This window comes from Rhodobacter sp. SY28-1 (assembly GCF_005222785.1).
Classification (GTDB): Bacteria; Pseudomonadota; Alphaproteobacteria; order Rhodobacterales; family Rhodobacteraceae; genus Tabrizicola.
On record NZ_STGH01000002.1, the window covers coordinates 791,407 to 816,797 of the forward strand.

At 64.0% G+C, this 25,391-nt stretch carries 27 protein-coding genes; 9 read left to right on the forward strand and 18 right to left on the reverse strand.

Annotated features, from left to right (window positions below; translation table 11 throughout):
• Positions 1-12: 12 nt before the first annotated feature.
• Positions 13-2,382 carry a DUF1989 domain-containing protein gene (locus tag E8M84_RS12960; RefSeq protein WP_137111587.1) on the reverse strand — a complete coding sequence of 790 codons (2,370 nt, stop codon included), beginning with the start codon at positions 2,380-2,382 and terminating at the stop codon, positions 13-15.
• Between the two features lie 115 nt (positions 2,383-2,497).
• Here E8M84_RS12960 and E8M84_RS12965 point away from each other — a divergent pair, with 115 nt between their 5' ends.
• Positions 2,498-3,355: a DMT family transporter gene (locus E8M84_RS12965; protein WP_137111588.1), complete on the forward strand. Its 858-nt coding sequence runs from the start codon at positions 2,498-2,500 to the stop codon at positions 3,353-3,355.
• Between the two features lie 19 nt (positions 3,356-3,374).
• Here the strand turns inward: E8M84_RS12965 and E8M84_RS12970 are convergent, their stop codons facing one another.
• The 10 genes from E8M84_RS12970 to E8M84_RS13010 all read right to left on the reverse strand — a co-directional run bounded on the left by E8M84_RS12970 (position 3,375) and on the right by E8M84_RS13010 (position 14,265).
• Positions 3,375-4,379 carry a GlxA family transcriptional regulator gene (locus tag E8M84_RS12970; RefSeq protein ID WP_137111589.1) on the reverse strand — a complete coding sequence of 335 codons (1,005 nt, stop codon included), beginning with the start codon at positions 4,377-4,379 and terminating at the stop codon, positions 3,375-3,377.
• Positions 4,372-5,442 (reverse strand): DUF3445 domain-containing protein, encoded by a 1,071-nt coding sequence (locus E8M84_RS12975; protein WP_137111590.1) that lies wholly within the window; start codon positions 5,440-5,442, stop codon positions 4,372-4,374. Before E8M84_RS12975 ends, E8M84_RS12970 begins: the two co-directional genes overlap by 8 nt.
• A 9-nt stretch (positions 5,443-5,451) precedes the next feature.
• Positions 5,452-6,414, reverse strand: a complete 963-nt coding sequence (locus E8M84_RS12980) for a PDR/VanB family oxidoreductase (RefSeq protein ID WP_137111591.1) — start codon at positions 6,412-6,414, stop codon at positions 5,452-5,454.
• Positions 6,411-7,037, reverse strand: a complete 627-nt coding sequence (locus E8M84_RS12985) for a dimethylamine monooxygenase subunit DmmA family protein (RefSeq protein WP_137111592.1) — start codon at positions 7,035-7,037, stop codon at positions 6,411-6,413. Before E8M84_RS12985 ends, E8M84_RS12980 begins: the two co-directional genes overlap by 4 nt.
• Before the next feature lie 53 nt (positions 7,038-7,090).
• On the reverse strand, positions 7,091-8,227 hold the full coding sequence (locus tag E8M84_RS12990; protein ID WP_137111593.1) for an aminomethyltransferase family protein: 1,137 nt from the start codon (positions 8,225-8,227) through the stop codon (positions 7,091-7,093).
• Between the two features lie 157 nt (positions 8,228-8,384).
• Positions 8,385-10,148, reverse strand: coding sequence for an APC family permease (locus E8M84_RS12995; RefSeq protein WP_137111594.1), 1,764 nt, complete (start codon positions 10,146-10,148; stop codon positions 8,385-8,387).
• A gap of 371 nt (positions 10,149-10,519) precedes the next feature.
• The gene (locus E8M84_RS21465; RefSeq protein WP_170971927.1) at positions 10,520-10,684 is read right to left on the reverse strand and encodes a hypothetical protein; all 165 of its coding nucleotides are present in this window, start codon (positions 10,682-10,684) and stop codon (positions 10,520-10,522) included.
• 13 nt (positions 10,685-10,697) lie between these two features.
• Positions 10,698-12,086 carry an ammonium transporter gene (locus E8M84_RS13000; protein ID WP_137111595.1) on the reverse strand — a complete coding sequence of 463 codons (1,389 nt, stop codon included), beginning with the start codon at positions 12,084-12,086 and terminating at the stop codon, positions 10,698-10,700.
• Positions 12,087-12,327: 241 nt separating this feature from the next.
• Complete coding sequence (locus tag E8M84_RS13005; protein ID WP_137111596.1) at positions 12,328-13,671, reverse strand: NAD(P)-binding domain-containing protein; 1,344 nt, start codon at positions 13,669-13,671, stop codon at positions 12,328-12,330.
• A 180-nt stretch (positions 13,672-13,851) separates the two neighbouring features.
• Entirely contained in the window at positions 13,852-14,265 is a 414-nt protein-coding gene (locus tag E8M84_RS13010) for a universal stress protein (RefSeq protein WP_137111597.1), read from the reverse strand.
• Between the two features lie 109 nt (positions 14,266-14,374).
• On the opposite strand from E8M84_RS13010, the gene E8M84_RS13015 reads away from it, so the two are divergent.
• Positions 14,375-14,737: a cupin domain-containing protein gene (locus E8M84_RS13015; RefSeq protein WP_137111598.1), complete on the forward strand. Its 363-nt coding sequence runs from the start codon at positions 14,375-14,377 to the stop codon at positions 14,735-14,737.
• Between the two features lie 165 nt (positions 14,738-14,902).
• On the opposite strand, the gene glnT is transcribed toward E8M84_RS13015, so the two are convergent.
• From glnT to E8M84_RS13035, 4 genes are read right to left on the reverse strand one after another with little or no spacing between them, the layout of a single operon-like run.
• Entirely contained in the window at positions 14,903-16,210 is a 1,308-nt protein-coding gene (glnT, locus tag E8M84_RS13020) for a type III glutamate--ammonia ligase (protein ID WP_137111599.1), read from the reverse strand.
• Between the two features lie 49 nt (positions 16,211-16,259).
• A complete protein-coding gene (locus tag E8M84_RS13025) occupies positions 16,260-17,588 on the reverse strand; it encodes an FMN-binding glutamate synthase family protein (RefSeq protein WP_137111600.1) in 1,329 nt (442 codons plus the stop codon).
• Between the two features lie 10 nt (positions 17,589-17,598).
• A complete protein-coding gene (locus E8M84_RS13030; RefSeq protein ID WP_137111601.1) occupies positions 17,599-18,288 on the reverse strand; it encodes a GXGXG domain-containing protein in 690 nt (229 codons plus the stop codon).
• A 4-nt stretch (positions 18,289-18,292) separates the two neighbouring features.
• On the reverse strand, positions 18,293-19,189 hold the full coding sequence (locus tag E8M84_RS13035) for a glutamine amidotransferase family protein (RefSeq protein ID WP_137111602.1): 897 nt from the start codon (positions 19,187-19,189) through the stop codon (positions 18,293-18,295).
• A 267-nt stretch (positions 19,190-19,456) separates the two neighbouring features.
• Between E8M84_RS13035 and E8M84_RS13040 the strand changes: the two genes are divergently transcribed.
• From E8M84_RS13040 to E8M84_RS13060, 6 genes are read left to right on the forward strand one after another with little or no spacing between them, the layout of a single operon-like run.
• Positions 19,457-19,711: a hypothetical protein gene (locus tag E8M84_RS13040; RefSeq protein WP_137111860.1), complete on the forward strand. Its 255-nt coding sequence runs from the start codon at positions 19,457-19,459 to the stop codon at positions 19,709-19,711.
• Positions 19,711-20,088 carry a hypothetical protein gene (locus E8M84_RS13045; protein WP_137111603.1) on the forward strand — a complete coding sequence of 126 codons (378 nt, stop codon included), beginning with the start codon at positions 19,711-19,713 and terminating at the stop codon, positions 20,086-20,088. The genes E8M84_RS13040 and E8M84_RS13045 overlap by 1 nt, the downstream gene beginning before the upstream one ends.
• 6 nt (positions 20,089-20,094) lie before the next feature.
• Positions 20,095-20,265: a hypothetical protein gene (locus E8M84_RS21470; RefSeq protein ID WP_170971928.1), complete on the forward strand. Its 171-nt coding sequence runs from the start codon at positions 20,095-20,097 to the stop codon at positions 20,263-20,265.
• Position 20,266: 1 nt separating this feature from the next.
• A complete protein-coding gene (locus tag E8M84_RS13050) occupies positions 20,267-21,703 on the forward strand; it encodes an APC family permease (RefSeq protein ID WP_240790375.1) in 1,437 nt (478 codons plus the stop codon).
• A 37-nt stretch (positions 21,704-21,740) separates the two neighbouring features.
• Positions 21,741-22,415 carry a hypothetical protein gene (locus E8M84_RS13055; RefSeq protein WP_137111604.1) on the forward strand — a complete coding sequence of 225 codons (675 nt, stop codon included), beginning with the start codon at positions 21,741-21,743 and terminating at the stop codon, positions 22,413-22,415.
• Positions 22,412-22,687, forward strand: a complete 276-nt coding sequence (locus E8M84_RS13060; RefSeq protein WP_137111605.1) for a hypothetical protein — start codon at positions 22,412-22,414, stop codon at positions 22,685-22,687. The genes E8M84_RS13055 and E8M84_RS13060 overlap by 4 nt, the downstream gene beginning before the upstream one ends.
• A gap of 49 nt (positions 22,688-22,736) precedes the next feature.
• Here E8M84_RS13060 and E8M84_RS13065 read toward each other — a convergent pair whose 3' ends face one another.
• Positions 22,737-23,090 (reverse strand): hypothetical protein, encoded by a 354-nt coding sequence (locus tag E8M84_RS13065; protein ID WP_137111606.1) that lies wholly within the window; start codon positions 23,088-23,090, stop codon positions 22,737-22,739.
• Between the two features lie 138 nt (positions 23,091-23,228).
• Positions 23,229-24,089, reverse strand: coding sequence for an oxygen-dependent coproporphyrinogen oxidase (hemF, locus tag E8M84_RS13070; protein ID WP_137111607.1), 861 nt, complete (start codon positions 24,087-24,089; stop codon positions 23,229-23,231).
• A 75-nt stretch (positions 24,090-24,164) separates the two neighbouring features.
• Between hemF and E8M84_RS13075 the strand changes: the two genes are divergently transcribed.
• On the forward strand, positions 24,165-24,557 hold the full coding sequence (locus tag E8M84_RS13075) for a hypothetical protein (RefSeq protein WP_137111608.1): 393 nt from the start codon (positions 24,165-24,167) through the stop codon (positions 24,555-24,557).
• Positions 24,558-24,572: 15 nt separating this feature from the next.
• Here the strand turns inward: E8M84_RS13075 and E8M84_RS13080 are convergent, their stop codons facing one another.
• Complete coding sequence (locus tag E8M84_RS13080; RefSeq protein WP_137111609.1) at positions 24,573-25,385, reverse strand: SDR family NAD(P)-dependent oxidoreductase; 813 nt, start codon at positions 25,383-25,385, stop codon at positions 24,573-24,575.
• Positions 25,386-25,391 lie beyond the last annotated feature (6 nt).

Consider the following 25,391-nt stretch of genomic DNA (forward strand, 5'->3'; position numbering starts at 1 on the left):
GGTTCCATGGCTTCAGCTTTGCGGCCGCGTCTTCTTCGGGTCGTAATGCGACAAGGACACGATCACCGCCGGCAGCCGCTTTTGCTGGCTGTCCAGCTTGCCGACCTCCAGCGCCGTGCCCACCTCTGCATGCGCCACATCCACTCGCGCCAGCGCGATGTTCTTGCCGAGGATTGGCGAGCGGACCGAGGACGTCACCTCCCCTACCTGCGCCCGGCCCACATGCAGGCAATCGCCGTGGCCCACGTCGACGTTCGCGTCGATCTCCAGCCCCACGAATTTGCGGCTGGGGTGTTCCTTCCGCCGGATCAGCGCTTCACGGCCCACGAAATCGTCGGTCTTCGACTTCAAGGGCACCGTGAACCCGATCCCCGCCTCGAACGGGTCCGTCTGGTCGCTGAAGTCGTAGCCTGCGAAGATCAGCCCCGCCTCGATCCGCACCATGTCCAGGGCCTGCAGCCCCATCGGCTTCAGCCCCAGATCGCCGCCATTGGCCCAGACCGCGTCATAGACCGCCGCGCCGTCCTTCGGGTGGCAGAAGACCTCGAACCCGAGCTCCCCGGTATACCCCGTCCGCGACACCACGACCGGCGCCCCCGACGGCCCGCCCAACCGGCCCACGGTGAACCGGAACCAGCCCAGCTCCTCGATCGTTGGCTGGTGCGGCGCGGTCCAGATCATCCGCTTGATGATCTCGCGGCTGTTCGGCCCCTGGACCGCCAGGTTGTGCAGCTGGTCGGTGGACGACCGCACCATCACCTTCAGCCCCAGCTTCTCGGCCTGCTCCCGGATCCACACCCCGCCATAGTCGTCCCCGCCGATCCAGCGGAACTGATCGCGGCCCAGGCGGAATAGCGTCCCGTCGTCGATCATCCCGCCATGCTCATAGCACATCGCGGAATAGACCACTTGGCCCTGGGACAGCTTCTTCACATCCCGCGTCAGCACCCACTGCATCAGCGCCTCGGCATCCGGCCCCGTGACCTCCCACTTCCGGAGGGGCGACAGGTCCAGCACCACCGCCGCCTGACGACAGGCCCAGTATTCCTCCAGCGCGCCATTGGCCGAATAGACCTGCGGCAGCCAATACCCTTTGTATTCTACGTGATGCCGGGTCTTCTCGACGATCCGCGAGTGGAACGCAGTTTCCTTGGTCATCTTCGGCTCCGCATCAGGCGTGGGGCGATAGGCGATGGAACGGGAGAACGTCTCCGCCCCCGAATAGGTGCGGACATGGATGTCCGACAGGTACCAGCCATTGGCCGGCGAGGTGTCATCCGGGCAGGCCGAGTTCACGCAGACGATGTCGGTCAGCGCCCGGAAAAGGACATAGTCACCCGGTCGGGACCAAGGCTCGTCGCTGATCAGCACCCCATGTGAATCAATGTTCGTATTGAAGAACAGGTTCACCGCCATCCAGCCGGGCCTCGGGTCCACCCCGTGCCCGGCCAAGGCCTTGTTGAAGTTGTCCGAGCAATTCACATGCCCCGGATAGCCGATGTCGTCGTAGTATTTCGACGCGCAGGCCATCGCAAAAGCGTCGTGTCGCCCCACCGTGTCCTGCACCACCTCGACCAGCGGCACCCAGTCCTGATCGTAGTATTTGGAATGCAGCCCGGGCATCGAATAGGCGTGCCCCATCAGCGTGCGCGAGGTCGTCACGTCCAGCGCATGCTGGATGCCCTTGTCCAGCTTCCGCGCGTCAAAGCACTGGAAATCCGTGCACTGCCGCCCGTCCACGTCGAGGATCTGGATGTAATCCCCCGCCTTGACGAAATAGCTTTCCGCCGTCGCCGACTTTACCCGCAGGTCCAGGATCGGGTCCGCCAGCGGATCCGGCAGGTCGTACTGCCCCACCATCCGCGGCTTGGCCCGCTGCACCAGAACCGTCACCGGCGTCGCCGTATCCTGCGCGTCCGGAGCCATCGGCAGCCCTGGCGCACAGACCACCAGCCACCCCTCATCCAGCGCCGTCATCTCTGCCCGCGTCCCCGCCGGAGTCTCGGCCGAGAACAGCCGCACCGCCCCCGCCTTGCCCAGGTCGATCTTCCGCGCCGCCAAGCCCTTGCGCAGCCGCCCCAGGCTCTCCTCACCCGAGGCCAGCATCGCCTTCAACCCCTCCGCCGTCGCATTCGCCGCGCCCCCCAGCATGGCCGCATCGATCCGCCCGTCCCTTGTCGCAGCCACCAGCTCCACCGGCTGCCCGCCCTCGTCGTTGACCAGCGTAATCCGGTCGCCGACCGACACCTGCAACAGCACCGCACCGCCCCCCGCCACCACATGCCGCTCCTGCCCGTGGTTGCGCGAAAAACCCTGCGGAGTCAAAATCCTCGACGGTCGGGGTGGACCGGGGATCACGGACGGATAAATGGTGTCGAGCATGGCTTCCCCGCAATCGGACCAGACGGTTCGTTTAATGAGGATAAAACTTGTTCATCCAGAAGAATAGCGCCAGGGTAAGCCTGACACAAGCTTCGAACGGCGAAAAGGCGGCAAAATGCTTGCACTCGGCTACGGCCTGACCGCCGCCCTGATCTGGGCGGTCCATGACCTGCTGGCGCGCAAGCTTTCACAGGGAGCGACGCTTCTGCCGATCATCGCCACCGTTCTTGGTGCGGGTTGCCTTGTCCTGATCCCCTTCGCGCTGCTGGCCGACTGGTCCAGCATGAACGCCAAAGCCTGGGGCGCCAGCATCGCCGGGGGGCTGGCCTTCGCCGTCGCCATCGGCAGCCTTTACAAGGCCTTCTCCTTGGCCCCCGTGCGCCTGGTCTCACCCGTCATCGGGGCCTATCCGCTGTTGACCCTCCTCATCGCCATCGCGCAGGGGCGCGACATCTCGCCGGGGGATTGGTGGGCCGTCGTGCTGATCGTCACCGGCATCGCTGTCGTCGCCATGTCCTCCCGCGACGATGCCCCCCACCTCTACGCCGCGCCGCCCGCCACCGCCCTCGCCTGGGCGGCGCTCTCGGCGATGGGCTTCGCGGCCACCTTCGCCCTGGGTCAGGTCGGGACGCGCCTCGGCTCGGAACTTCCGGTCATCCTGATCGGCCGGGTGGTCGCGCTGGCCGCCATTGTCGCGCTTGCCCTCGTCCGCTCCGCCAGCCTGAGCCCGCCCCGCCGACAGCTTGGCCTTCTCGCCCTGATGGGGGCCTTCGACGCGCTCGCACTTGGCCTCGTCACCGCGTCGGGCACACTGCCCAAGGCCGAATATGCCTCGGTCACCTCATCGCTGTTCGGGGTGCTGACGGTCCTTCTTGCCGCCTGGTTCCTGAAAGAGGGTGTCCGCGCCGTGCAATGGTTCGGGATCGCCGCCGTCTTCACCGGCATCGCCGTTCTGGGATTGCAGGGAGCGTAAGGTGGGCGAACCGCCCACCCTACTCCGCCGCTTCAACCCGGACCGGCGCGCGCCGGACCGACTGGGTCAGACGCCGCTCGTCGCGAGGTGAGACCCCGAAGAATTCCGTATAGTGCCGGATCATCGGGCTGGAGGTCATGTAGCCCACCGACGCCGCGATTTCCCGAAGCGAATCATTGGAATACAGCACCCGCTGCCGTGCCTTCATCAGCCGCAGGTGGTGGTAATAGCGCAGCGGGCTCTGCCCCGTCTCGCGCTTGAACATGCGTTCAAAATGCCGCCCGGACAGGCCCACCGCGGACGCCACATCGGGGATGCGCAGCGGGTCCTCGACATGGGTCTCGAACAGCCGGATCGCCTCGCGGATCGCCGCCGGAAGGGTGTCGGTCGTGCCCCCTGACCGCGCAACGGGGACCTTCTGGCTGGCATCCGCGTCGCGCACGAAGGGGTGCTGGAACCAGCAGGCCACCTCGGTCATGCAGTCCCGCCCCAGCCGCTCCTCGATCAAGCGCAGCATCAGGTCAAAGACCGCCCCCGCCCCGCTGGCCGTGATCCGCCGCCCATCCCGCAGGATCGTGACCTCGCGCGCCTCCACGTCCGGAAAGTCCGCCTTGAACGCCGCCTCATAGCACCAGTGGACCGAGCAGGGCCGCCCCTCCATCAGTCCCGCCCGGGCCAGGGGGAAGATCCCGCCGGAAAAGGCCCCCAGCGTGGCGCCGGTCCGGTCCAGCCAGCGCAAGCGGGCCGGGCTGCGGCGCGGGTCGGAAAACTCGGCTGTCGGCGGCGAGATCAGGTAAAGGTGATCCAGCCCGTCAGCCTCGGACAAGGTGATGTCGGGCTCAAACCCGATCTCGGCCGAGGACCGCACCGGCGCCGCGGTCTCTGCCACCAGTTGCCAGACGAATTCCCGCCGTCCGGTGATCTCGTTCGCCGCGCGCAGGGGCTCGATGGCCGAGGTCAGGCAGGCCATCGGAAAGCCGGGGAACATCAGGAACCCCAGCTTCAAGGGCCCCCGCTCAGTCATCGGGGAACCAGCCGGGCGAGGTCGGCGTGCCGTCATCGTACTTCGACAGCCACTCCACCATCGCATCGCGGTTGCGGATGAAGCCCTTGTAGGTTGCCAGCTCCACCGGCAGGTCGCGGATCACCCGATGCAGCCGCCGCGCCCATTTCGGGACCTCGGCGATCTGCTCGAAGCTGCACAGATAGCACCGAATGTCGAAGGCAATCGCGTTTGAACGTGGCAGGCGATACAGGCTTTGCAGCTCTACCCGAAGGTGCTGCTTCTTCCCCATATTCTCCTGAGTGATCGTGGTCTTGGTCGGGCCCCACTTGGGGTAGGTCTCGGGCGCGGTGTCCAGAAGCGGGTTCACCGTCATCGTCCAGTTGAACCGTCGCACCGGGGCGCCGTGCTGGAGCTTCAGCAGGAACTTCAGCGCCCGCTCAAAGACACCCTTCTCGTGCGCCAGCGGCACTGGGGCGTGCCACTCCATGAAGTTCATGCCGACGTCAAAGTCCACCGACCAGTCCGCCTGCGATGTGGCGATCCCCGCATCCATCCACAGCGTCCCGTCGCGTTCATCCTGCAGCGTCCAGTCACCCTGGGTCTGCCGCATGATGTACTCGAATGGTGGATAGGGCAGCGTCGATTCATCCAGGAATGTGAACGACTGTTCGATACCCAGCGGCCGGTTCACCCAATGCCAGCGGTTGCCGTCCTTCGTCAGCGAAAACCACTGCGGATAATCGCGCGCCTTGGTCTCCATGATCAGTTCCAGCGTGTCCCAGCCGGCCAGCGTCATGTGCGGCAGCGACTGGCAGCGCAGCGGGTCCTCGGCCAGCACCTTGGCGCGGTCGATCATCTCGGCGACGTAGTGTTCGTCCACGTCGAAGGTGTGCTCGAACGCCGTGCCCTTCCGGCCCGGGACATGCGGCTCCATGTTCACGGAATACATATAGTCGTCGCGGTCGAAGGGGAACGGAAACCGGCGCGGGTCACTGTTGCGATATGTGAAGGTGTCGCGGAACGTCTCGTCCCGGAAGAAGCCGCCGAAGTCGTCGGGAGCGAACTTGAAATCAAGGCTCATGGTTCTCTCCTATCGGTCAATGACAAGGGTCTTGCCCTCGAAGCGGCTGACGCAGGGCATGATCTTCGTGTTGGCAGCCTGCTCTTCCGGCGACAGCCAGTGGTCGCGGTGCAGGATGGTTCCGTCACATTTGTGAACGTTCGTTTCGCACTGACCACAGGCCCCGCCGCGGCAGAGGTAAGGGGCGTCCACGCCTGCCGCCTCCATCGCCTCCAGCAGCGATTGCGTTGTGCCGACCGTGATGGTCTTGCCGCTGGCTGCAAGCTCTACCTGGAACGGCAAGCCGGTGCCCGGGGCAAGGAATTCCTCGTGGTGCAGAGCTTGGCTAGGCCAGCCCATGCTTTCGGCGGTGGACAGCACCCAGCCGATCATTCCCTTCGGCCCACAGACATAAAGGTGCGTGCCAATCGGCTGATTTTCCAGGACCTTTCCAAGGTCGATCATCTGCTTCTGGTCGTCGAAGTAGCAGTGCACCCGATCCGGATGGGCCGAAGTCAGCCGGTCCATATAGGCTCCCAGCGGCTTGGATCGCGCGGAATAATGCAGTTCGAACTTGCCGCCGAAGTGCGTCAGTTGCGCGATCTGCGCCAGGAATGGCGTGATCCCGATCCCGCCCGCGATCATCAGATGCTTCTTCGCCCGATTGTCCAAGGGGAACAGGTTGACCGGGTAGGACAGCGTCATTTCCATCCCAGGCACGACGTGCCGGTGCATGTAAAGCGACCCGCCACGGCCCACGTCATCGCGCCGAACCGAGATTTCATAGCCCGACCGATCTTCAGGGTCGGACATAAGTGAATACGGGTTCAGCCTGCGGGTGCCATGGTCGTCCATCTCGACCACGGTATGCGCGCCACCCGAAAACGCGGGCAGTGGCGAGCCGTCGCGGGAGACAAAACGGAAGCGCTTGATGAGGTCATTGACCTCGACCACCTCGGCCACGCGGACCTGAAGTTTTGCGCCCCCGCTCATTTGAACCTCACCACGCTTTCCGGCACCTGGCCGGGGTCTTCGGCGTCGATGTTCACGCCCTGGAAGGCGGCCATGCGCCGGGAATAATGGTCGCGGACAAAGAGGTTAAGCCCGCAATGGCTGCACTTGAACGGGTCGGTCGCCACGTTTTCGGTGATCCCCTTGCAGTGCACACACTGCACGCGGCGCAGGGTGGAGCCCCGGTGTTCCTTCTGGATCGAAGCGAAGGGGAAGCCCGTGCCCATGATCTCACGCTCGGCCTGGCCGATCAGGCTTTCGGTGCCCGCCAGATAGAACTGCGTCCCCATATGCGCATCCGACAGCACCCGCACCAGACGCGGCAGCAGCGCCGGAATGGTCGGCGCGCGGAAGAACTGCGCCGCGCCGAGGCCCTCCAGCTTCGCCGAAAGATCAGTCCCCGTCGGGCCAGGGCAATACATCACATGCGCGCTGCCCAGGATTTCCGAACGGTTGTTCGCCTTTGCCAGCATGTCGGTCACCGCATCGGCCCCCGCGCAGTCGGCGACGATCACATGCAGCTTGCCCGGACGGGCCTCAAGCGGCGCATAGACCGGGCGCGACTTGATCGAAGGGGCGTCGATGGGGGTCAGGTCGACTTTCACGGGGCAGTTCCCTTGGGAAGAAAGGGGCCCACCCGCAGGCAGGCCCCAAAAGATCAGTCCTTGGCAGTCCGACGCTTCTTTTCCACGTCATAGAACGGCAGCGGGGCCGACACCGCCTTCAGCGGGCCATGCGTTCCGCAGCGCACTTCAACCTCGGTGCCATTGTTCGCGCAATCGACGTCCAAGCGGGCAATCGCGACGACCCAGTCGTTCAGCGGGGAATACATCGGTTGGGTGACCACGCCGATCTTCTTGCCGTCCTTGTAGATCGGCGCATTGCCCGGGACCTTCTTGCCCTCGAACTTCAGGCCCGAGATCTTGAAGCGTTCCTTGCCCTGCAGCCGGTAATGCTCCTCCGCCCCGCGGAAGCCGGTCTTGCCCTTGGTCACGGTCCAGTCGAGGCCAAGCTCCCACAGGGTATCCCCCGGGCCTTCATTCTCGAACGGGTACATTTCCGAGTTGTCGAACGGGAAGAACAGCAAGTAGCTCTCGGCCCGCAGCATATCCAAGGTGGTGAAGCGGCAGGGGATGATCCCCATGCTGGCGCCTTCCTCAAGGATGCGGTCCCAGATTTCGCCCGCGTCCTGGCCGCGGCAGAAGATCTCGTACCCCCGCTCGCCGGTATAGCCGGTGCGCGACAGGGTGATGGGCTTGCCGAACAGCATCGCCGGCATATGGCCCATGTAGGGCAACGCGCGCACGCCGGGGATGTGTTTTTCCAGGTAGTCCACCGCCAAGGGCCCCTGCAACGACAGGTCATGCAGGTTATCATCGAAGCGGATCGACACATCGCGGCCCGTCGCGGCCATTGTCAGCTGCTCATGCCCCTGGCCCGAGCCATGCACGACGGTGTAAGAGTTCGGCCCCATCCGGTAGATGATGCAGTCGTCGATGAACTTGCCCGCATCGTTCAGCATGCAGGCGTAAAGCGACTTGCCGGGGGCGATCTTCTCCGGGTCGCGGGTCGTGGCGCGATCAATGACATGCGACGCCGCGTGCCCGGTGATGTGCACCTTCTTCAGGCCCGACACGTCCATCAGCCCCGCCTTGGTGCGGATCGCCATGTATTCGGCGTTCGGGTCGCCCTTGGAATAGGACCAGGCCGTACCCATCCCGCTCCAATCTTCCAGGTTCGACCCCAAGGCGCGGTGGCGGTCCATGAGTGCCGAGAAACGCCAGGAATTCGTCATGCGCAGTCCCTCCCAGTGGGCTTTGATTTTCGCCGAGTGTCAGGCGATTCCCGCCAGAAAGCAATAATGAAGTGCAACAATCTTTCTTGTCAGAAAACATTCGCCCAAAGAAAAGGCCGCCCCGAAGGACGGCCTTTTCCAGTCGGTCAATCAGGCATCAGCCCGGCAGGACGAAGAACCAGTTCGACCAAAGCACCACGCACGCGCCAAGGATCAGGGCAAGGTAGGGCAGGAAGCCCGCCTTCTTCTCACCCATTTCGCCATAGGCCAGGCCCATGTCTTCGTAGGCCTCTTTCGGGAACTTGCCGCCATCCACGATGTAATGGCGATACCAGAACACCGGGAAGATGAAGGCCGCGAAGATCAGCCCCGACCACAGCGCGTTCTCATAGCCCCAGACCTTGGCACCAGCGCCCAGGAACAGGGCGTTGACGAAGGCCAACAGCGTGTTCACCCCGATCAGCCAGGTCGGCGCCTTCCACGGACGCTCCATGTGGGCGCTGTCGATGCGGTGGATCCAGCCGGCATTAAGGTTCAGGAAGTTGAACAGGATGTAACCGACGTTCGAGATCGCAAGCACATAGAAATAGCCACCGACGTCCGAGGCCAGCGCCAAGAGGATCACGTTGAAGGCAAAGTCCGTCCACATCGCATTGCGCGGTGCGCCGTGGCTGTTGACCTCGCCCAGGTACTTCGGCAGCCAACCATCGCGGCTGCCCTGATACAGCGTCCGCGACGACCCGGCCATCGCGGTCATGATCGACAGGAACAGCGCCATGATCATCAGGATGACGAAGACATGGGTCACCAGCGGGTTGTCGCTGATCATGTTGCCCAGCGCCTCGCCGATGCCGGTGCCGTCGACGATGCCAGCAGCCAGCATCCCCTCTTGCCCCAGAACCCCCTGGAACGAGAACGGGATCAGGAAGAAGAACACGACGCACAGAAGGCCCGAATAGAAGATCGCCCGGAACGTGTCGGTCTTGGGGTCCTTCAGTTCCCGGGTATAGCAGACCGCGGTTTCAAAGCCGTAGGTCGACCAGGCCGCGATATAAAGACCGCCCAGGAACAACGTCCAGCCGCCGATGTTCCATTCACCGTCCACACCCGAATAGGCAGCGGTCGGCGGCACCAGATTGGTGACGTTCATCCAGTTGATCGCCCCGGTCAGGATCGGCACCAGACCGACCAGCAGCAGGGGCACCAGCACGATGATCGCCAGCCATTTCTGCGCGCTGGCGGTCGAGGCGATGCCCCGTTCCTGGATCATCAGGATGATCAGCATCAGGATCACGCCGATCACGAAGGTCGAGTTGAAGTGCAGCGTGCCAAGGCCCGGAATGGTAATGGCGAAGGCTTCCCAGCCCCGGAACGCGGGCGTCAGCGCCGCAACGCCGTCAGCCGCCGCAACCGCATTGATCGCGTCCTGCACCGCGGTTCCGGCATTCGCGGCCATGTAGTCGATGACACTTTGCGTCTCGGCCGTGTAGCTGGCGATGTTTGCCGTGACCCAGTCCAGCACCGGCTGGCTGTCGGCCAAGGGGATCGGGAACAGGGCGTTCAGGATATATCCCGCCGCAATCGCGCAGCCGAGCGACAGAACGGGAGACCAGGCGAACCAGTTGCACCAGACCGACAGGGGCGCGATCAGCTTGCCATAGCGCAGCCAGGCCGTCGCGCCATAGACCGAGGTTCCGCCCGACTTGTTGCCGAACATCCCCGCCATTTCGGCATAGGTGAAGCTTTGCAGGAACCCCATCACCATCGAGATCATCCAGACCAGGAAGGCAAGCTTTCCAGTCGTTCCGGCAATACCGCCGATCGAGAACAGCACCAGCGGCGGCACACCTGCCGCAACCCAGAAGGCGCCTTTCCACGTCAGCGCCCGGACCATCTGGCCCGATCCAGTTTCAGTCGTCATTCCCTCTCTCCTGTTGGACGGGCAGACCGACCTTGGGCTTATCGTTGCCCGTCTTGCCGGATGCCCTGTTGGGTGTTTTGCGCCAGATCGTCGTGAGCTCTCGTCCGCTCCTCAGCCTTCGCCATCCGGCGCAGAATCGTGTCAGGCCAGCCTTTCCTGCAACCCGATGTCGCGAAGAAAGCACGGACTCTCGCACAAGGCGAGAAAAATTTTATCTAGGCGAATATTTGTTTCCCGGCGAAACAAGGCGCAGGCGCGCAAAGCGCACCATGCCCAAAAACTGCGCGGACCCGGAGGGGGCTTCCCTCCGGGTCCGCAGTTCACCCGATGCGGGCCGCTCGGTCAAGTCGGCCCGCGCTGTCGGCCCCAGATTACCCCGCCTTGCGGTAGGCCGCCTTTTCATGCCGGGCGCCCGCCACAAGCGCGACGATGCACAGAAGCATCGACAGGCCCAGCCAGATGCCTTCGGTCCCCTGTCCGGCGTAATAGGCGCCCTCGACAGCGGCCCAGTCGGTGATTGTCGTTCCGATCAGCATTGCAGGTCTCCTTTCACTCGGCAGGGGTTGCAGGCGCGGGTCTTGCGCCCAGGAACTCGGGGTAGGCCTCGACCGGGACCTTGACCTTGTCCAGGCCCAGGATTTCAGCCGAGTTCGGCACGCGCAGCATCCCCAGCTTCTTCAGCGCCAGCGATACCAGGTAGCCCGGGATGAAGCCCAAGGCCGCCATCACCAGCGCGCCCACGACCTGACCATACAGCGTGATGGTCGGCGCGCCTTCGGCGGTCAGCGACGGATAGCCACTGGCGAAGATGCCAACGGCGATCACACCCCACAGCCCCACCACGCCATGCAGCGCCACCGCGCCCACCGCGTCGTCGATCCGCAGTTTTTCGACATATCCGGCGACCAGCGGCATGATGACCCCGCCAATCATCGCGATGACGAAGGCCATCGGCGGCCAGTACAGGTCCAGCCCACCGGCGACCGAGATGATGCCACCCAGCGCGCCGGACATCATCCAGAACGGGTCATGCGTCATCACCCAGGCCGCAATCGCGCCCCCGGCAAAACCCATCAGGATGTTGAAGGTCATCGCCGACAGGGTCACGGGCGTGCCGTAGATCGTGTGGAAGATGCCTTGTCCCCAGCTCCACGGCTCACCCGGGAAGATCACGCAGCCCATCAGGAACCCCCAGAAGCCCGCGATGATCAGCATCAGCCCGACCAGCGCCGCCGGCATCGAATGGCCCGCGATCGCGTTGGCTGACCCGTCCGCATTGAACTTGCCGATCCGCGCGCCAAGGTTGATGAGGACCCCCAGCGTAAAGAATCCCGCGATGGCGTGCACGACACCCGAGGCGCCGAAGTCGTGATAGCCGAGCGCAGTCACCAGCCAGCCATCCGCATGCCAGCCCCAGGCCGCGCCCAGGATCCAGACAAAGCTGCCCAGCACGATGGCCAGGATGGTGAAGCCCACGATCTGGATGCGCTCGATCAGGCTGCCGGACATGATGCTGGCCGTCGTCGCCGCAAACATCGCAAAGGCACCGAAGAACACCCCCGTCGCGCTGTCGGCCACGTTCGGGCCCATCACGGACCCCGCGGGGTTCGCCGCGCCAATCGCATACTCAAGTCCCGAAGTCCCCAGCGGGCCCGGTGCCATGCTGAATCCGGTCGGGAAGGCCCAGTAGATGAACCATCCGGCATAGTAGAAAGTCGGGATGATGAAGGCGAAGGCGAGGATGTTCTTGATCCCCGAGGCCAGTGCGTTCTTCGCGCGCGAGGCTCCCATCTCGTAGGACAGGAACCCCGCGTGGATCAGGACCATCAGCGGGATGGTCAGCCAGTAGAAGGTCTCGGCCGTGGTCCGGTTCAGCCCGGCCATGCCCTCCTTCATGCTGGCAAGCTCCGCCGTGAGGGCGGCAATCTGTTCTTCCATGCAAACACTCCCCAGCTGGTACGCCCCCGTTTCATCCCGGGGCTGATGGAAAGCTTAGGCGGGTGCGGGCCTGCATACAGGGAAGGGAAGCAACTTTGTTTCGTGGCGAGTCGATCTTTCGACATATTGTGACCAAAGTTTCGTCACAATCGAATACACCTGCCCGAAGATTCAGCACTCTCGAGTCCGGAAAGAAAAAGGCCCCGGAATAATCCGGGGCTTTTGAAACCTGCAAGAGCTCTCAGTTCTTCAGATAGCTCTCCATCGAATCCTCCAGCGCGTCCTTCCAAGGCGTGTGGTGGATCGGGGCCATCGTGCCGGTAATCACCGACTTGTAGGCGTTGTTGCGGAAGGCCATGATGTCCTGCTTCTTGTGCTCTTTCCACTCGAAGAAGGCCTCGCAGGCGCCGTCCACGTCGAAGGACGGATAGTCCGTCTCGGCGATCAGTTCCTTCACATAGTCGCCCTGATAGTGGATCGCATCGTGGGCATCCTTGCCCGCATCCTCATGCGCCACCCGGTCCTCGACGTCCTTCAGAAGCACCGCCTTGTCGGTCGGGATCTTGATCTTGCCCATGATCGCATCGCGCACCCACCAGGCCTGCGCGTCGAACATGTTGAAGGTGAACCACTGGTCCTGCATCCCGATGTAGAACAGCTTCGGATTGTGGACCCAGGCAACGCCCTTATACAGATCCGCCGTCGCCAGCCGGTTCGCCGTCTTCAGCCGCAGATCGTCGGGCAGGAACGGGAAATGGTGCTTGTAGCCGGTGCACAGGATGATCGCGTCCACCTTCTTCGACGTGCCGTCCGCGAAATAGGCGGTGTTTTCGTCCACCCGCTCCAGCTTCGGCACTTCTTTCCAGTTCGACGGCCAGTCAAAGCCCATCGGCGCATTGCGATAGGCCACCGTGATCGACTTCGCGCCGTACTTCCAGCACTGCGACCCGATATCCTCAGCCGAATAGGACGACCCCAGGAGGAGCAGGTCCTTGCCCGCAAACTCGCGCGCGTCGCGGAAGTCATGGGCGTGCAACACGCGGCCGTTGAACTTGTCGAAACCCGGGTATTCCGGCACGTTCGGCACGCTGAAGTGGCCAGAGGCCACCACGACATTGTCGAACTCCTCGGAATACATCCGGTCGTTCTTCAGATCATGCACCGTGACGGTGAAGTTGCCCGTGTCCGCGTTGTAATTGACCATGCGGACCGTGGTCGAGAAACGGATCCAGTCGCGGACGCCGGCCTTCTTCACCCGGCCCTCGATATAGTCGAACAGCACGGCCCGCGGCGGATAGCTGGCGATCTGCTTGCCGAAATGCTCCTCGAAGGAATAGTCGGCGAATTCCAACCCCTCCTTCGGGCCGTTCGACCACAGATAGCGGTACATGCTGCAATGGACCGGCTCGCCGTGTTCATCAAGGCCCGTGCGCCAGGTATAGTTCCACAACCCGCCCCAGTTCGACTGCTTTTCAAAGCAGACCACTTCGGGAATGTCCTCGCCCTTGGCCTTTGCCGACTGGAACGCGCGCAGTTGCGCAAGCCCCGACGGGCCCGCCCCGATGACCGCGACTCGTTTCTTCATGTCTTCCTCCGGATGTTGGCTTTTCGTTACGCCCAAGGCGCTATCTTTTTCCGCCAGCCTAGGGGCAGAGTTGCGCCTGTGTCAAATCTTCTTCCTGCTGTGAAACAAATTCGGCCCGCAGCGGCACTGGCCGCCGGGGCCGATTCACAACCGTTGCTTGAATTCTAGGCGCAAGCGCGGTCAACGGGCAATGGTCACCGTGCAATGCGCCCGCGTTGCCACTTCGCTGGCGACCGAGCCCAGCACAAGCCGCTGCAGCCCCCGCTTGTCGCCCGTGCCCATGACGATATGTGTGTATCCGTTCTGCTCGGCATAGGCGATGATTGCCGGCGCCGCCTCGCGGGCCACGACCTCGATGGTGCCGACATCTGCGGCACCCTCCTTGCGGGCCAGCGCCTCGGCATCGGCCAGCAGCTTCTGCACCTGATCGGGCTGCCAGTGGCTGATCGTCGGCCCCCGCACCCCGCCATGGGCGATGTTCACGGCGCAGATGGTCAGATGGCCCCCCGTCGCCTTCGAGACCTCGGCCGCAAGGATGACCCCTACAGTTCCGTGGTCGCTTCCATCGGTGGGGCAAAGTATCTTGCTTGTCATGATGTCCGATCCCTTCACAATTTCTGGACACCACCAACCATGAAACACCGCCCTTTGCCTTGACCTGCGTCAAGAAAGTTTACCTGCAGGTAAAATCCCGGAGCCCGCCATGAAACCCATTGCCCCGCAAGACCGCCGGATCGCCAATATCCATACGGCCTCTTTCAAGCCTTTCGTCTACCCCGACGGTGTTGCCCTGGGGGATGCGGTCCTGCAACTTGACGACAACCGCGAACTTGGCACGGGCTTCCATGTCTACCGAATGCCCCCCGGCATGACGACGCGCGGGCATCGCCACAACGGGGACGAGCAGTTCCTGATCCTGGAAGGCGAGTTGCACGAAAGCGACGGCACCATCCTGCGCACCGGGGACATGGTCTTCTACCGCGACGGGACCGAGCACAATTCCTACACGCCGAACGGCTGCCTGCTGGCGGTCCACATCGCCGCGCCCGAGACGCCGGTAGAGTGAACAAAAGCCCCGGATTGCTCCGGGGCCAGTCGGGGGTTCAGGTCAGGCAAGGCGGGCCTTGCGGCGGGAAATCCACCCGCTGCAAGGTGTTAAGATTTGGTGTACGTCCGCGACCAAGCCATTGATACTGCTGGCATAGCCGCGTTTGTCCACCGTGGACACATCTCAGATGTCCAGCGTCGTCTGGGTCTCCCAGGCCGAGAAATGCGAACAGTAGTCGTTCCATTCCTTGTGTTTCAGCTTGAGGTAGGCGGACGAGAACTCGTCCCCCATCATCGACTTCAGGGTCTTGTCGCGGTCATACTCCCGCAGCGCATCCAAAAGGTTCAACGGCAGCTTCGGCGCCCCCTTCACCTTGTGCCCGTCCTGATACATGTCGATATCATAGCGCCGTCCCGGGTCCGCCTTCGTCCGCACCCCGTCGATGCCTGCCGCCAGGATGACCGCCTGCATCAGATAGGGGTTCGCCGCGCCGTCGGGCAGCCGCAGCTCGAACCGCCCGGGCCCCGGCACACGGACCATGTGGGTCCGGTTGTTGCCGGTCCAGGTCACCGTATTCGGCGCCCAGGTGGCCCCCGAAGACGTGCGGGGCGCATTGATCCGCTTGTAGCTGTTCACCGTCGGGTTGCAGATCGCCGCCAAGGCCGAGGCGTGCTTCATGATCCCGCCCAGGAAATGCCGTCCCTGATCGGACAGACCCAGCTCTTTCTTCGGGTCGGCAAAGGCGTTCTTCTTCCCGTCCAGCGTCCAGACCGAGATATGGGCATGGCAGCCCGACCCCGTCAGCCCCTTGAATGGCTTCGGCATGAAGGTCGCGCGGAAGCCGTGCTTTTCGGCAATCGACTTGACCATGAACTTGAAGAAGCTGTGCTTGTCGGCGGTCTGCAGGACGTCGTCGTATTTCCAGTTCATCTCGAACTGGCCAATCGCGTCCTCGTGGTCGTTCTGGTAGGCCTCCCAGCCCAGCTCCAGCATGTAGTCGCAGATTTCACTGATGACGTCATAGCGCCGCATCACCGCCTGCTGGTCGTAGCAGGGCTTCTCGGCGGTGTCGTAGACATCCGAAGGGCCAGAGCCATCGGCGTTCAGGATGAAGAACTCGGGCTCGACCCCGGTCTTGACCCGCAGGCCTTCCTTTGCGGCCTCGCCGATCAACTTCTCCAGCACGTTGCGCGGGGCCTGATCGACAAGCTTTTCTTCCATCGTCGCGCGGGCCGCGACCCAGGCGACTTCCTTCTTCCAGGGCAGCTGGATCACGCTGTCAGGGTCAGGCACCGCCATCAGGTCGGGGTGCGCGGGCGTCAGGTCCAGCCAGGTCGCAAAGCCTGCAAAGCCCGCTCCGTCCACCGCCATGTCGTTGATCGCCTGCGTCGGCACCAGTTTCGCGCGCTGCCCACCGAACAGGTCGGTGTAGGAGATCATGAAATACTTGACGCCCTTATCCTTCGCCCACTTGGCAAGGTCCTTCGCCATTACTGTAGCTCCCTAAGTCTTTTGTATCGTTGATGAGGAAACGGCGGCCTTACCAGCCGCCGTTCCGTCCCGGTATCCAGTTGGTGCCCGCCAGCGGAACCCCCGCCATCGCCGCCGCCTCGATGGTCAGCGAGCAGAGGTCCTCCGGCTCCAGGTTGTGCAGGTGGTTCTTGCCGCAGGCCCGCGCGATGGTCTGCGCCTCCAGCGTCATCACCTTGAGGTAGTTCTTCAGGCGACGACCGCCCAGCACCGGGTCGAAGCGCTTGAACAGTTCCGGGTCCTGCGTGGTGATCCCGGCCGGGTCGCGGCCTTCGTGCCAGTCGTCATAGGCATCCGCCGTGGTGCCGAGCTTCTGGTATTCCTCTTCCCAGCGCGGGTCATTGTCGCCCAAGGCGATCAGCGCTGCAGTGCCGATGGCCACCGCATCCGCGCCCAAGGCCATCGCCTTCGCCACGTCCGCACCGCTGCGAATACCGCCCGAGACGATCAGCTGCACCTTGCGATGCATGCCCAGATCCTGCAGCGCCTTCACGGCTTGCGGGATGCAGGCGAGGATCGGCATGCCCACATGTTCGATGAACACATCCTGCGTCGCCGCCGTGCCGCCCTGCATGCCGTCCAGCACCACGACATCCGCGCCCGCCTTCACGGCCAGCGCCGTGTCATAATAGGGCCGCGCGCCGCCGACCTTCACATAGATCGGCTTCTCCCAATCAGTGATCTCGCGCAGCTCCATGATCTTGATTTCAAGGTCATCCGGCCCCGTCCAGTCCGGATGCCGGCAGGCCGAGCGCTGGTCGATCCCCTTCGGCAGGTTCCGCATGTTCGCCACGCGGTCGGAAATCTTTTGCCCCAGCAACATCCCGCCGCCGCCCGGCTTTGCGCCCTGACCGACCACGATTTCAATCGCATCGGCGCGGCGGAGGTCGTCGGGGTTCATGCCATAGCGGCTGGGGAGATACTGGTAGACCAGCGTCTTGGAATGGCCGCGTTCTTCCTCGGTCATCCCGCCATCGCCCGTCGTCGTGGACGTCCCGGCAGCGGTCGCGCCACGGCCCAGCGCCTCTTTCGCGGGACCGGAGAGCGCACCAAACGACATGCCAGCAATCGTCACCGGGATATCAAGATGGATCGGCTTCTTCGCGTGCCGGGTGCCCAGCCAAACATCCGTCGCGCATTTCTCGCGGTAGCCTTCCAAGGGGTAGCGGCTGATCGAAGCGCCAAGGAACAGAAGGTCATCGAAGTGCGGCAGGTGCCGCTTCGTGCCGCCGCCGCGGATATCGTAGATGCCGGTCGCAGCGGCACGGCGGATCTCGGCGTTCACGGCAGGGGTGAAGGTGGCCGAATAGCGCGGCGGGGTGCGGGGAAAGTCGCTCATTCAGACTGCCTCAGTACGACGACGCATTGTCGATGTTGAAATTGTACAGCTTCCGGGCCGAACCATAGCGGCGGAATTCCTCGGGTTTGGCCTTGTGGTCGGCCTCGCCCTTCCGCAGCAGCTCCTCCAGGATCGCGTAGTGTTCGTCCCGCATCTCTTTCTCGATGCAGTCCGCCCCCAGCGATTTCACTGTGCCCCGCACGAACAGCCGCGCCTCATACAGCGAGTCGCCCAGCGCGTCGCCCGCATCACCCAGCACCACCAGGTTGCCAGACTGCGCCATGAAGGCCGACATGTGGCCGATCGATCCGTGGACGACGATGTCGATCCCCTTCATCGACACGCCGCAGCGGCTGGAGGCATTGCCCTTGATGACCAGAAGCCCGCCACGGCCCGTGGCCCCGGCATACTGGCTGGCGTTGCCGTCGATGATGACGGTCCCCGACATCATGTTTTCGGCCACGCCAGGCCCGGCCGACCCCTTGATCCGGATCGTCGCCTGCTTGTTCATCCCTGCGCAGTAATAGCCGGTCGAGCCCCGCACCGTGATGTCCACCGGCGCGTCCACCCCGGCGGCAATCGCATGCGCGCCCTTGGGGTTGATGACTTCCCAGGCCGTCATGTTGGTCTGGCCCTTCAGGGCGTGAAGCGAGGAGTTCAGTGCCCGCAGGCCCTCCTTCCCCAGGTCGAAGGTCTGCATTCTCTCAACGCTCCCAGAAGTAGACAGTGGCGGGTTCGGGTTCCCAGACGCGGGCGTCCTCGATCCCCGGCAGGTTCACCAGCGCCCGGTATTCCGACCCGAAGGCGACATACTGGTCGGTCTCGGCCATGACGGCGGGCTTGCAGGCGATGGGGTCACGGACGACGCCAAAGCCGTTCTTGGTGCCGACGACAAAGGTGAAGAACCCGTCGAGGTCGGTCAGCGTCGCTTCCAGCGCGTTGCCCAGCGTCTCGCCCGTCTGCAGCTTGTGGCTGATGAAGGCCGCGCCCACCTCGGTGTCGTTCTCGGTCTCGAAGGTCATGCCAAGGCGCTTCAGTTCCCGCCGCACGCCGTTGTGGTTCGACAGGCTGCCGTTATGCACAAGGCACTGGTCCGTGCCGGTCGAGAACGGGTGCGCGCCCATCGTCGTCACGGCGGATTCGGTCGCCATCCGGGTGTGGCCGATGCCGTGGGTGCCCTTCATCTTCGACACCTCGAAGCGGGCGGCCACGTCCTTCGGCAGGCCAACCTCCTTGAAGATCTCGATGCTGTCGCCCGCGCTCATCACCTTCACCCCCGGGCGCAGGTGGGACAAGGCCGACCGGGCCGCCTCCATCTGGGCCAGCGGAACCTCCAGCACGGCGTGGGTCGACTTGACCAGCATCGTCACCGGCTGGCCGATGGCGTCATGCAGATCGCCGTCCAGGTCCTTGAAATCCTTCGTCGGGTTCGCCGACTGGATCGTCAGCTTACCCAACCCGTCCTTCGCCCCGCCATAGATCGCGATGCCGGCGCTGTCGGGGCCGCGGTCGGTCATGGTGATGAGCATGTCCGTCAGCATGGCGCCGAGCTGCGGTTCCAGCTTCGGGTCCTTCAGGAAAAGTCCAACGATGCCACACATGGATTCGTCTCCTTCAAGTGGTTCCCACGACGCTAGCACCGCTTTCCGACCCTATCAACTGGTAAGAAACAAATTTCACCTGTCGGGAAAATCACTGCCCAAGGATCAGGCATGTGCGGTTTTTCTTGACAGAATGTCGCAGGTAGCTTTCCCTTTGGAAAACATTTTTGCCGCATAGGGAAACGACGTCCGGGCTGCGTCGGGCGCGGCAGAACAAACAGCCCAAGGGAGGGAAATGTGGGAGACCTTAATCAGCGGATTGAGGCGATGCACAAACGCGACGTGCTGGTGGCATGGGCGTTCGTGATCGGCCTCTGGTTTGCCGTGATCTTCGTCGCGCTCGCAACCTGGGACCTTGCGCCTTCTGGCGGCGCGCGGACCCTGCTTCTGATCGGCGGCGCCATCGTCCTGATCTTCAACACCGCCGCCATCCTGGCCATGCTGCGGCATTACCGCGAGGACCGCGACTTCATGTACGGTCTCGACATCAAGTTCCTCGACGAAGCGAAGGGGAGACGGTGATGGCACATTACCAACCCCCGAAACAGGGCAAGGCCAGCCAACTGATCGACGTGGTCGTGCTGGTCATCCTGACCGTCGGCGCGCTGTTCGTGCCGTTGTGGCTGGGCATGGCGGGTGCGGCCAAGACCGTCGCCGCCCCCGTCACCGAAGCGACCTGGGAGGCATTGGGCCAGAACGCGGCACAGGCGGCCAAGTACGAGGCGCTCGGTTACACGCCCGAAAGCGCGCACGACCTGATCTTGGCGCGGTTCGACTACAGCTTCTCGGTCACCGCGCTGCTGACGATGATCGCGGTCATCCTGCTGTACTACTTCCTGATCCTGCGGTTTTCCGAAGTGGAATACCGCGAGGTCATCTCAGAAAAATTCGGGGAGTGAGCCGCCATGGACCTGTGGAACTGGCTTGAATACGGCGCCTGGGGGCTTTCCGCCCTGTTCGGGCTGCACATGGCTATCGACTGGCTGAAGACCGACTCGACCTATTCGGAAGACGTCCTCACCTCATCCCGCGAAGGCGAGCTTGAGGCGATGGCCGAAGAGCGGAAGGGGCACTGACATGGCTGACGTGGACATCACCTCTCAGACCATGGACGGCATGGGGCCGCACGGCACCAAGGTCGGCCTCCTCCGGGTCCTTGGTCCCGCCCACGTCTGGGCCCTGGGCGTCGGCATCGTTCTGGTCGGCGAATACATGGGCTGGAACTTCGCCGTCGGGAAGGGCGGAGCCTACGCCGCCCTGATCGCCTGCTGGTTTGCGGGCATCCTCTATTCCTGCGTCGCCATGATCGACTCGGAGGTCACCTCGACCGTCGCCTCGGCGGGCGGGCAGTACACCCAGGCCAAGCACATCATCGGCCCGCTGATGGCCTTCAACGTCGGCCTCTACCTCGTCTTCGCCTACACCATGCTTGAGGCCGCCAACGCGATCACCGCGGGCTACCTCTTCTACGTCGTGGCGCAGATGACCGGCCATGCCGGCGACCTCGACCAGCGGCCCTTCATCATCCTCGTGATCATGTTCCTGGCCTGGCTGAATTATCGCGGAGTCCTTGCGACGCTGACCTTCAACCTGGTCATCACCGCCATCGCCTTCATCGCCATCATCGTCCTGTTCCTCTCCACCTCCGGCATCCTCGGCGGCGGCATCATGGAACACGCGGCGCTGTTCGAGGGCCATGAACTGCCCTACGGCTGGATCGGCGTCCTCGCCGCCATGCACTTCGGCCTCTGGTACTACCTGGGGATCGAAGGCACGACCCAAGCGGCCGAGGAAGTCCGCTCCCCCGCCCGCGCGCTGCCCTTCGGCACGCTGGCCGGGATCATGACCCTCCTCATCGCTGCGACCCTCACCTGGTACGTCTGCTCGGGCGTCCTGCCGTGGGAGTTCCTGGGCGACGGCGTCAACGGCTCCGTGGCACCGCTCTTCGACACCGCACGGCTCTCCGGCTCCACGGCACTCGTCTGGCTCCTGGGCTTCGGCACCCTCTTCGCCACGCTCGCCTCGGCCAACGGCTGCATCAACGACGCGTCCCGCGCCTGGTTCGCCATGGGCCGCGACAAATACCTTCCCGGCTGGTTCGGCGCGGTCCATCCGAAGTACCGCACGCCCTACCGGGCCATCGTGTTCCTGGTTCCCATCGCGCTGATCTTCGCCCTCGGTGCGCCCCTGGACCAGGTGATCACCTTCTCGATCCTCTCGGGTCTCCTGGGCTATACCTTCATGCCGCTCAACATCATCCTCTTCCGGCGCAAGTGGCCGTTGGAGACGATCAAGCGCGGCTATGAACACCCGTTCCACCCGATCCCCGCGATCACGCTGCTGACCCTCTGCGCCGTGACCTTCTTCGCGGTGTTCCTCGGCTACGGGACCCAGCTTGTCGCGATGATCGGCTTCTACATCGTCGTGTCGCTCTGGTTCCACTTCTGGCGCTATCGCTTCGTGAACCGGGGGGCGCAGTTCACCATGCCCTGGCCGAAACCCCGGGGCTACTAAGGCACATGGCCCGCCCCGAAAGGGCGGGCCTTTTCCCATGTCCCCTCTCATTCCCCTCGGCCTCGCCCTCGCCGCCCTCGGCCTCTGGCTCGCCCTCCGCCTGATCCGCGAAAGCCGCACCCGCGCGCAGTCCCGCGCCAGCTATTTCGACGCGGTGAAACTGCTCTTCGAGGGCGGCGAAACCCGCGTCCAGCCCACCGGCTTCCCCCGCATGACCGGCCGCCGCGGTGGCCTCGCCTTCGACCTTCAGGCCATCCCCGACACGCTGACCTTCCGCAAGCTCCCCGCGCTCTGGGTCCTGGTCACCCTCCCTGAACCTCTACCGTTGGAGGCCACCCTCGACCTCCTGGCCCGCCCCTCTGGCAACGAACCCTTCACCAAGTTCGCCACCCTGCCCCAGTCGCTGCCGACACCTGCAAACCTGCCGAAAGAGATCGCCATCCGCACCGAAGACGCAACGCGCATCCCCCCGCCGGACTTGATCGCGGCCCATGCCGAGCTGTTCCAGGATCCGCGAGTCAAGGAACTGGTCCTCTCCCCAAAAGGCCTCCGCATCGTCATTCTGGCCGAGGAAGCCGACCGCGGCCGCTACCTCATCTTCCGCGAGGCCGAGATGGGCGGCACCCCCCTGCCCCCTTCCCGGCTGGAACCCCTGCTCGACTCGCTGGCCACGATCCGCAAGGATGTGCTGGCCTTGAAGGACCCCGCATGAAGAAGCCCCTGAACCCCTACCTTGTCCTGGCCGTCGCGATCCTCCTGCCGGGCGTCGGCCAGGTGCTGAACCGCCAGCCGGTGCGGGGCCTGATCTTCGTCTGCTTCGCGATCCTCTTGGGGGCCTTCACGCTGAAGACCGCCGCGCCCGAAGTCTCCTTCGTCGGAAAGATGGCCGGGGGGCTCTTCGTCTGGGCGATGGCCATCCTCGACGCCTACAAGACCGCCCGCATCCGACACGCGGTGTGGAGCCACGCGCAACCGAAGTCGTAGAGACCAAATTCCTTCGAAGGAATTTGCAAAAGTCTTCGAAGACTCTTGGCTACTCGCGCCAAACCGCTCCCAGCATACCCTTCAACGCCACCACGGCTTCTGGTCCGTCCTCACACCCCGGCCCGACCCGCACCGCCACCGTCGCCGCAAACCCGAACGCCGCGCGCTTGTCCGGACGGATCGTCACCTCGAACCCCTTCGCCCCGGCGACGACGCTTTCGATGGCATCCTCGGCCCCGAAGCTCTCGTCACTGGCCTCGAACCAGACCGGACCGCCGCCCACGGCCTGCCGGAACAGAACGTAGCCATCGGCCTCGTCCTCACCTTCGGCAAAGCCGACGAAGAGGTTCCCCTCGTCCTCGACCACAGAGCCGTAGGCCGCCTTCACCGTTATGTCCGCCATGTCGGCCTCCCGATTCGTCCGCTCTGGTTAATGGCATGGACGGCCCGACAGGTGCCATACACATGCCAGACAGAAAGCAGACGCAAGGCAGACCGGAAAAATCCTTGCCGCCCAGCGGGTTAACTCACCGAACGCCGCTTACGGCCATTTCGCCACCGGCGGCAGGCTCATCAGCACCGCGTTGGCGTCGTGACCCGTCTCCAGCCCGAACTTGGTCCCCCGGTCATAGACCAGGTTGTATTCGGCATAGAGCCCCCGGTGGACCACCTGCACCTCCCGGTCCGCCTCGCTCCAGGGCGTCTCAACCCGCCGCTCGGTGACCGGAAGAAAGGCCGGCAGAAAGGCCTCGCCCACCGAGCGGGTGAAGGCAAAGTCGCGATGCCAGTCGCCCGTGTTCAGGTCGTCGTAGAAGATCCCCCCCACACCCCGCGCCCGGCCGCGATGGGGGACGAAGAAGTACTCATCCGCCCAGGCCTTGAATTTCCCATAGTAATCAGGGTTGTGCGCGTCGCAGGCCTTTTGCATCTCGGCGTGGAAATGCGCGGTGTCCTCGTCATATTCGATGCAGGGGTTCAGGTCCGACCCGCCCCCGAACCACCAGGCGCCAGGGGTCCAGAACATCCGCGTGTTCATGTGGACCGCCGGGGCGTGCGGGTTCTGCATATGCGCGACAAGACTGATCCCGCTGGCCCAGAACCGTGGGTCTTCCGCCATCCCCGGCACACCCCGCGCGGCCATCGCCTTCTGCGCGCGCTCGCCCAGAACACCGTGCACTTCGGACCAGTTCACGCCCACCTTCTCGAACACGCCGCCGCCGCGCATCACGCTCATGATGCCACCACCCCCGTCCGAGCGGGTTGTGGGTGTGACCTCGAACCGACCAGGCCGGTCCTTGGCGAACTTGTCCTCCAGCCCTTCGAAAGCCGCCACGATCTGGTCGCGCAAGCTGCGGAACCAGTTGGCGGCCTCTGCCTTGCGGCGTTCGAAAGGATCAGTCATGGTCAAGTCTCCGGATGCGTTCCAGCCATGCCTAGCACCGCGACGCACCGCTTTCCACTGTTTGAAGGTGGCCCGATGAACCGTATGATTTTCCTTCCTCTTGTCCTGCTGGCGGCTTGTGGCACCCCACAGGAACAGTGTATCAATCGCAGCACCCGCGATCTGCGGACGGTCGACCGTCTGATCACCGAGACGCAAGGCAATCTGGACCGGGGCTATGCCTACGAGACGATCACCGTCTACGAGGATTACTGGACGTCATGTCCCGTACCCCCGGTCGCCGAGGGCGAGCCTCTGCCCCCGCCGCGGCTGTGTCTGGATGAACGCCCGGTGACAAAGCAGCGCGCAAGGGCGATCGACCTGAACGAAGAGGCCCGGAAGCTGGACAGCCTGAAAGCCAAGCGGCGCGAGCTTGCCCGGCAGGCTGAAGCGGTGATCGCCCAGTGCAAGGCCCAGTACCCGGAATAGGATCGGGCCGTCCGGTCAGTGCGCCGGGGCGCTGACCACGTCCAGAAGCCCACGGCCACCATCCACGGTCAGGACCTGCCCGGTGACAAAGCCGGATGCGTCCGAGGCCAGGAACTGGACCGCTTCTGCAAGCTCGATCGGGGCGGCGATCCGGCCCAGCGGCGTCGCCTCGGTGATCTCGTCCCGGAACCCGGGGTTCTCTTTCAGCGCCGACTGCAGGCTTGCGCTCATCACCGAGCCGAAGGCCACGGCGTTGACTCGGATGCCCTTCGGCGCCAGCGCCACCGCCAGAGAGCGCGTCATCTGGTCCATCGCCGCAGCAGCCATCGAATAGGCAAGAAGCTCGGGCCGGGTCGCCTGGGCGGCAATCGAGGACAGGTTGATGATCGACCCCAGCATGGTGCCCGGCTCGACCTCGGCCCGCTGGGCATGCTGGATCATCCGCTTGGCCGTCATCTGCGAAATCCGCAGCGCAGACAGGACGTTGTGCCGCCACAACTCCTCGACCCCGTCAGCTTCGGGGGAAAGAATGTCCGAGACAAAGGTGCGGCGATTGGCGTTCACCAGAATGTCGACGCGGTCAAAGGCATCGACCGTGGCAGACAAGAGGTTCGCAATGGTCAGTTTTTCCGTCAGGTCGCCCGAGAACATCCGGATCGGCCCCTCGGCGCGCGCCTCTTCGCCGACCTCGGCCTCAAGCTTTGCCTCGTCCACATCGGCGAACATCACGTTCGCGCCCTTGTCCACTAGGTGCCGCGCGATGGCGAGCCCGATGCCCGAGGCCGAGCCGGTGACGATGGCGGTCTTGCCGGAGACGGAAAAGGACATGGCTAG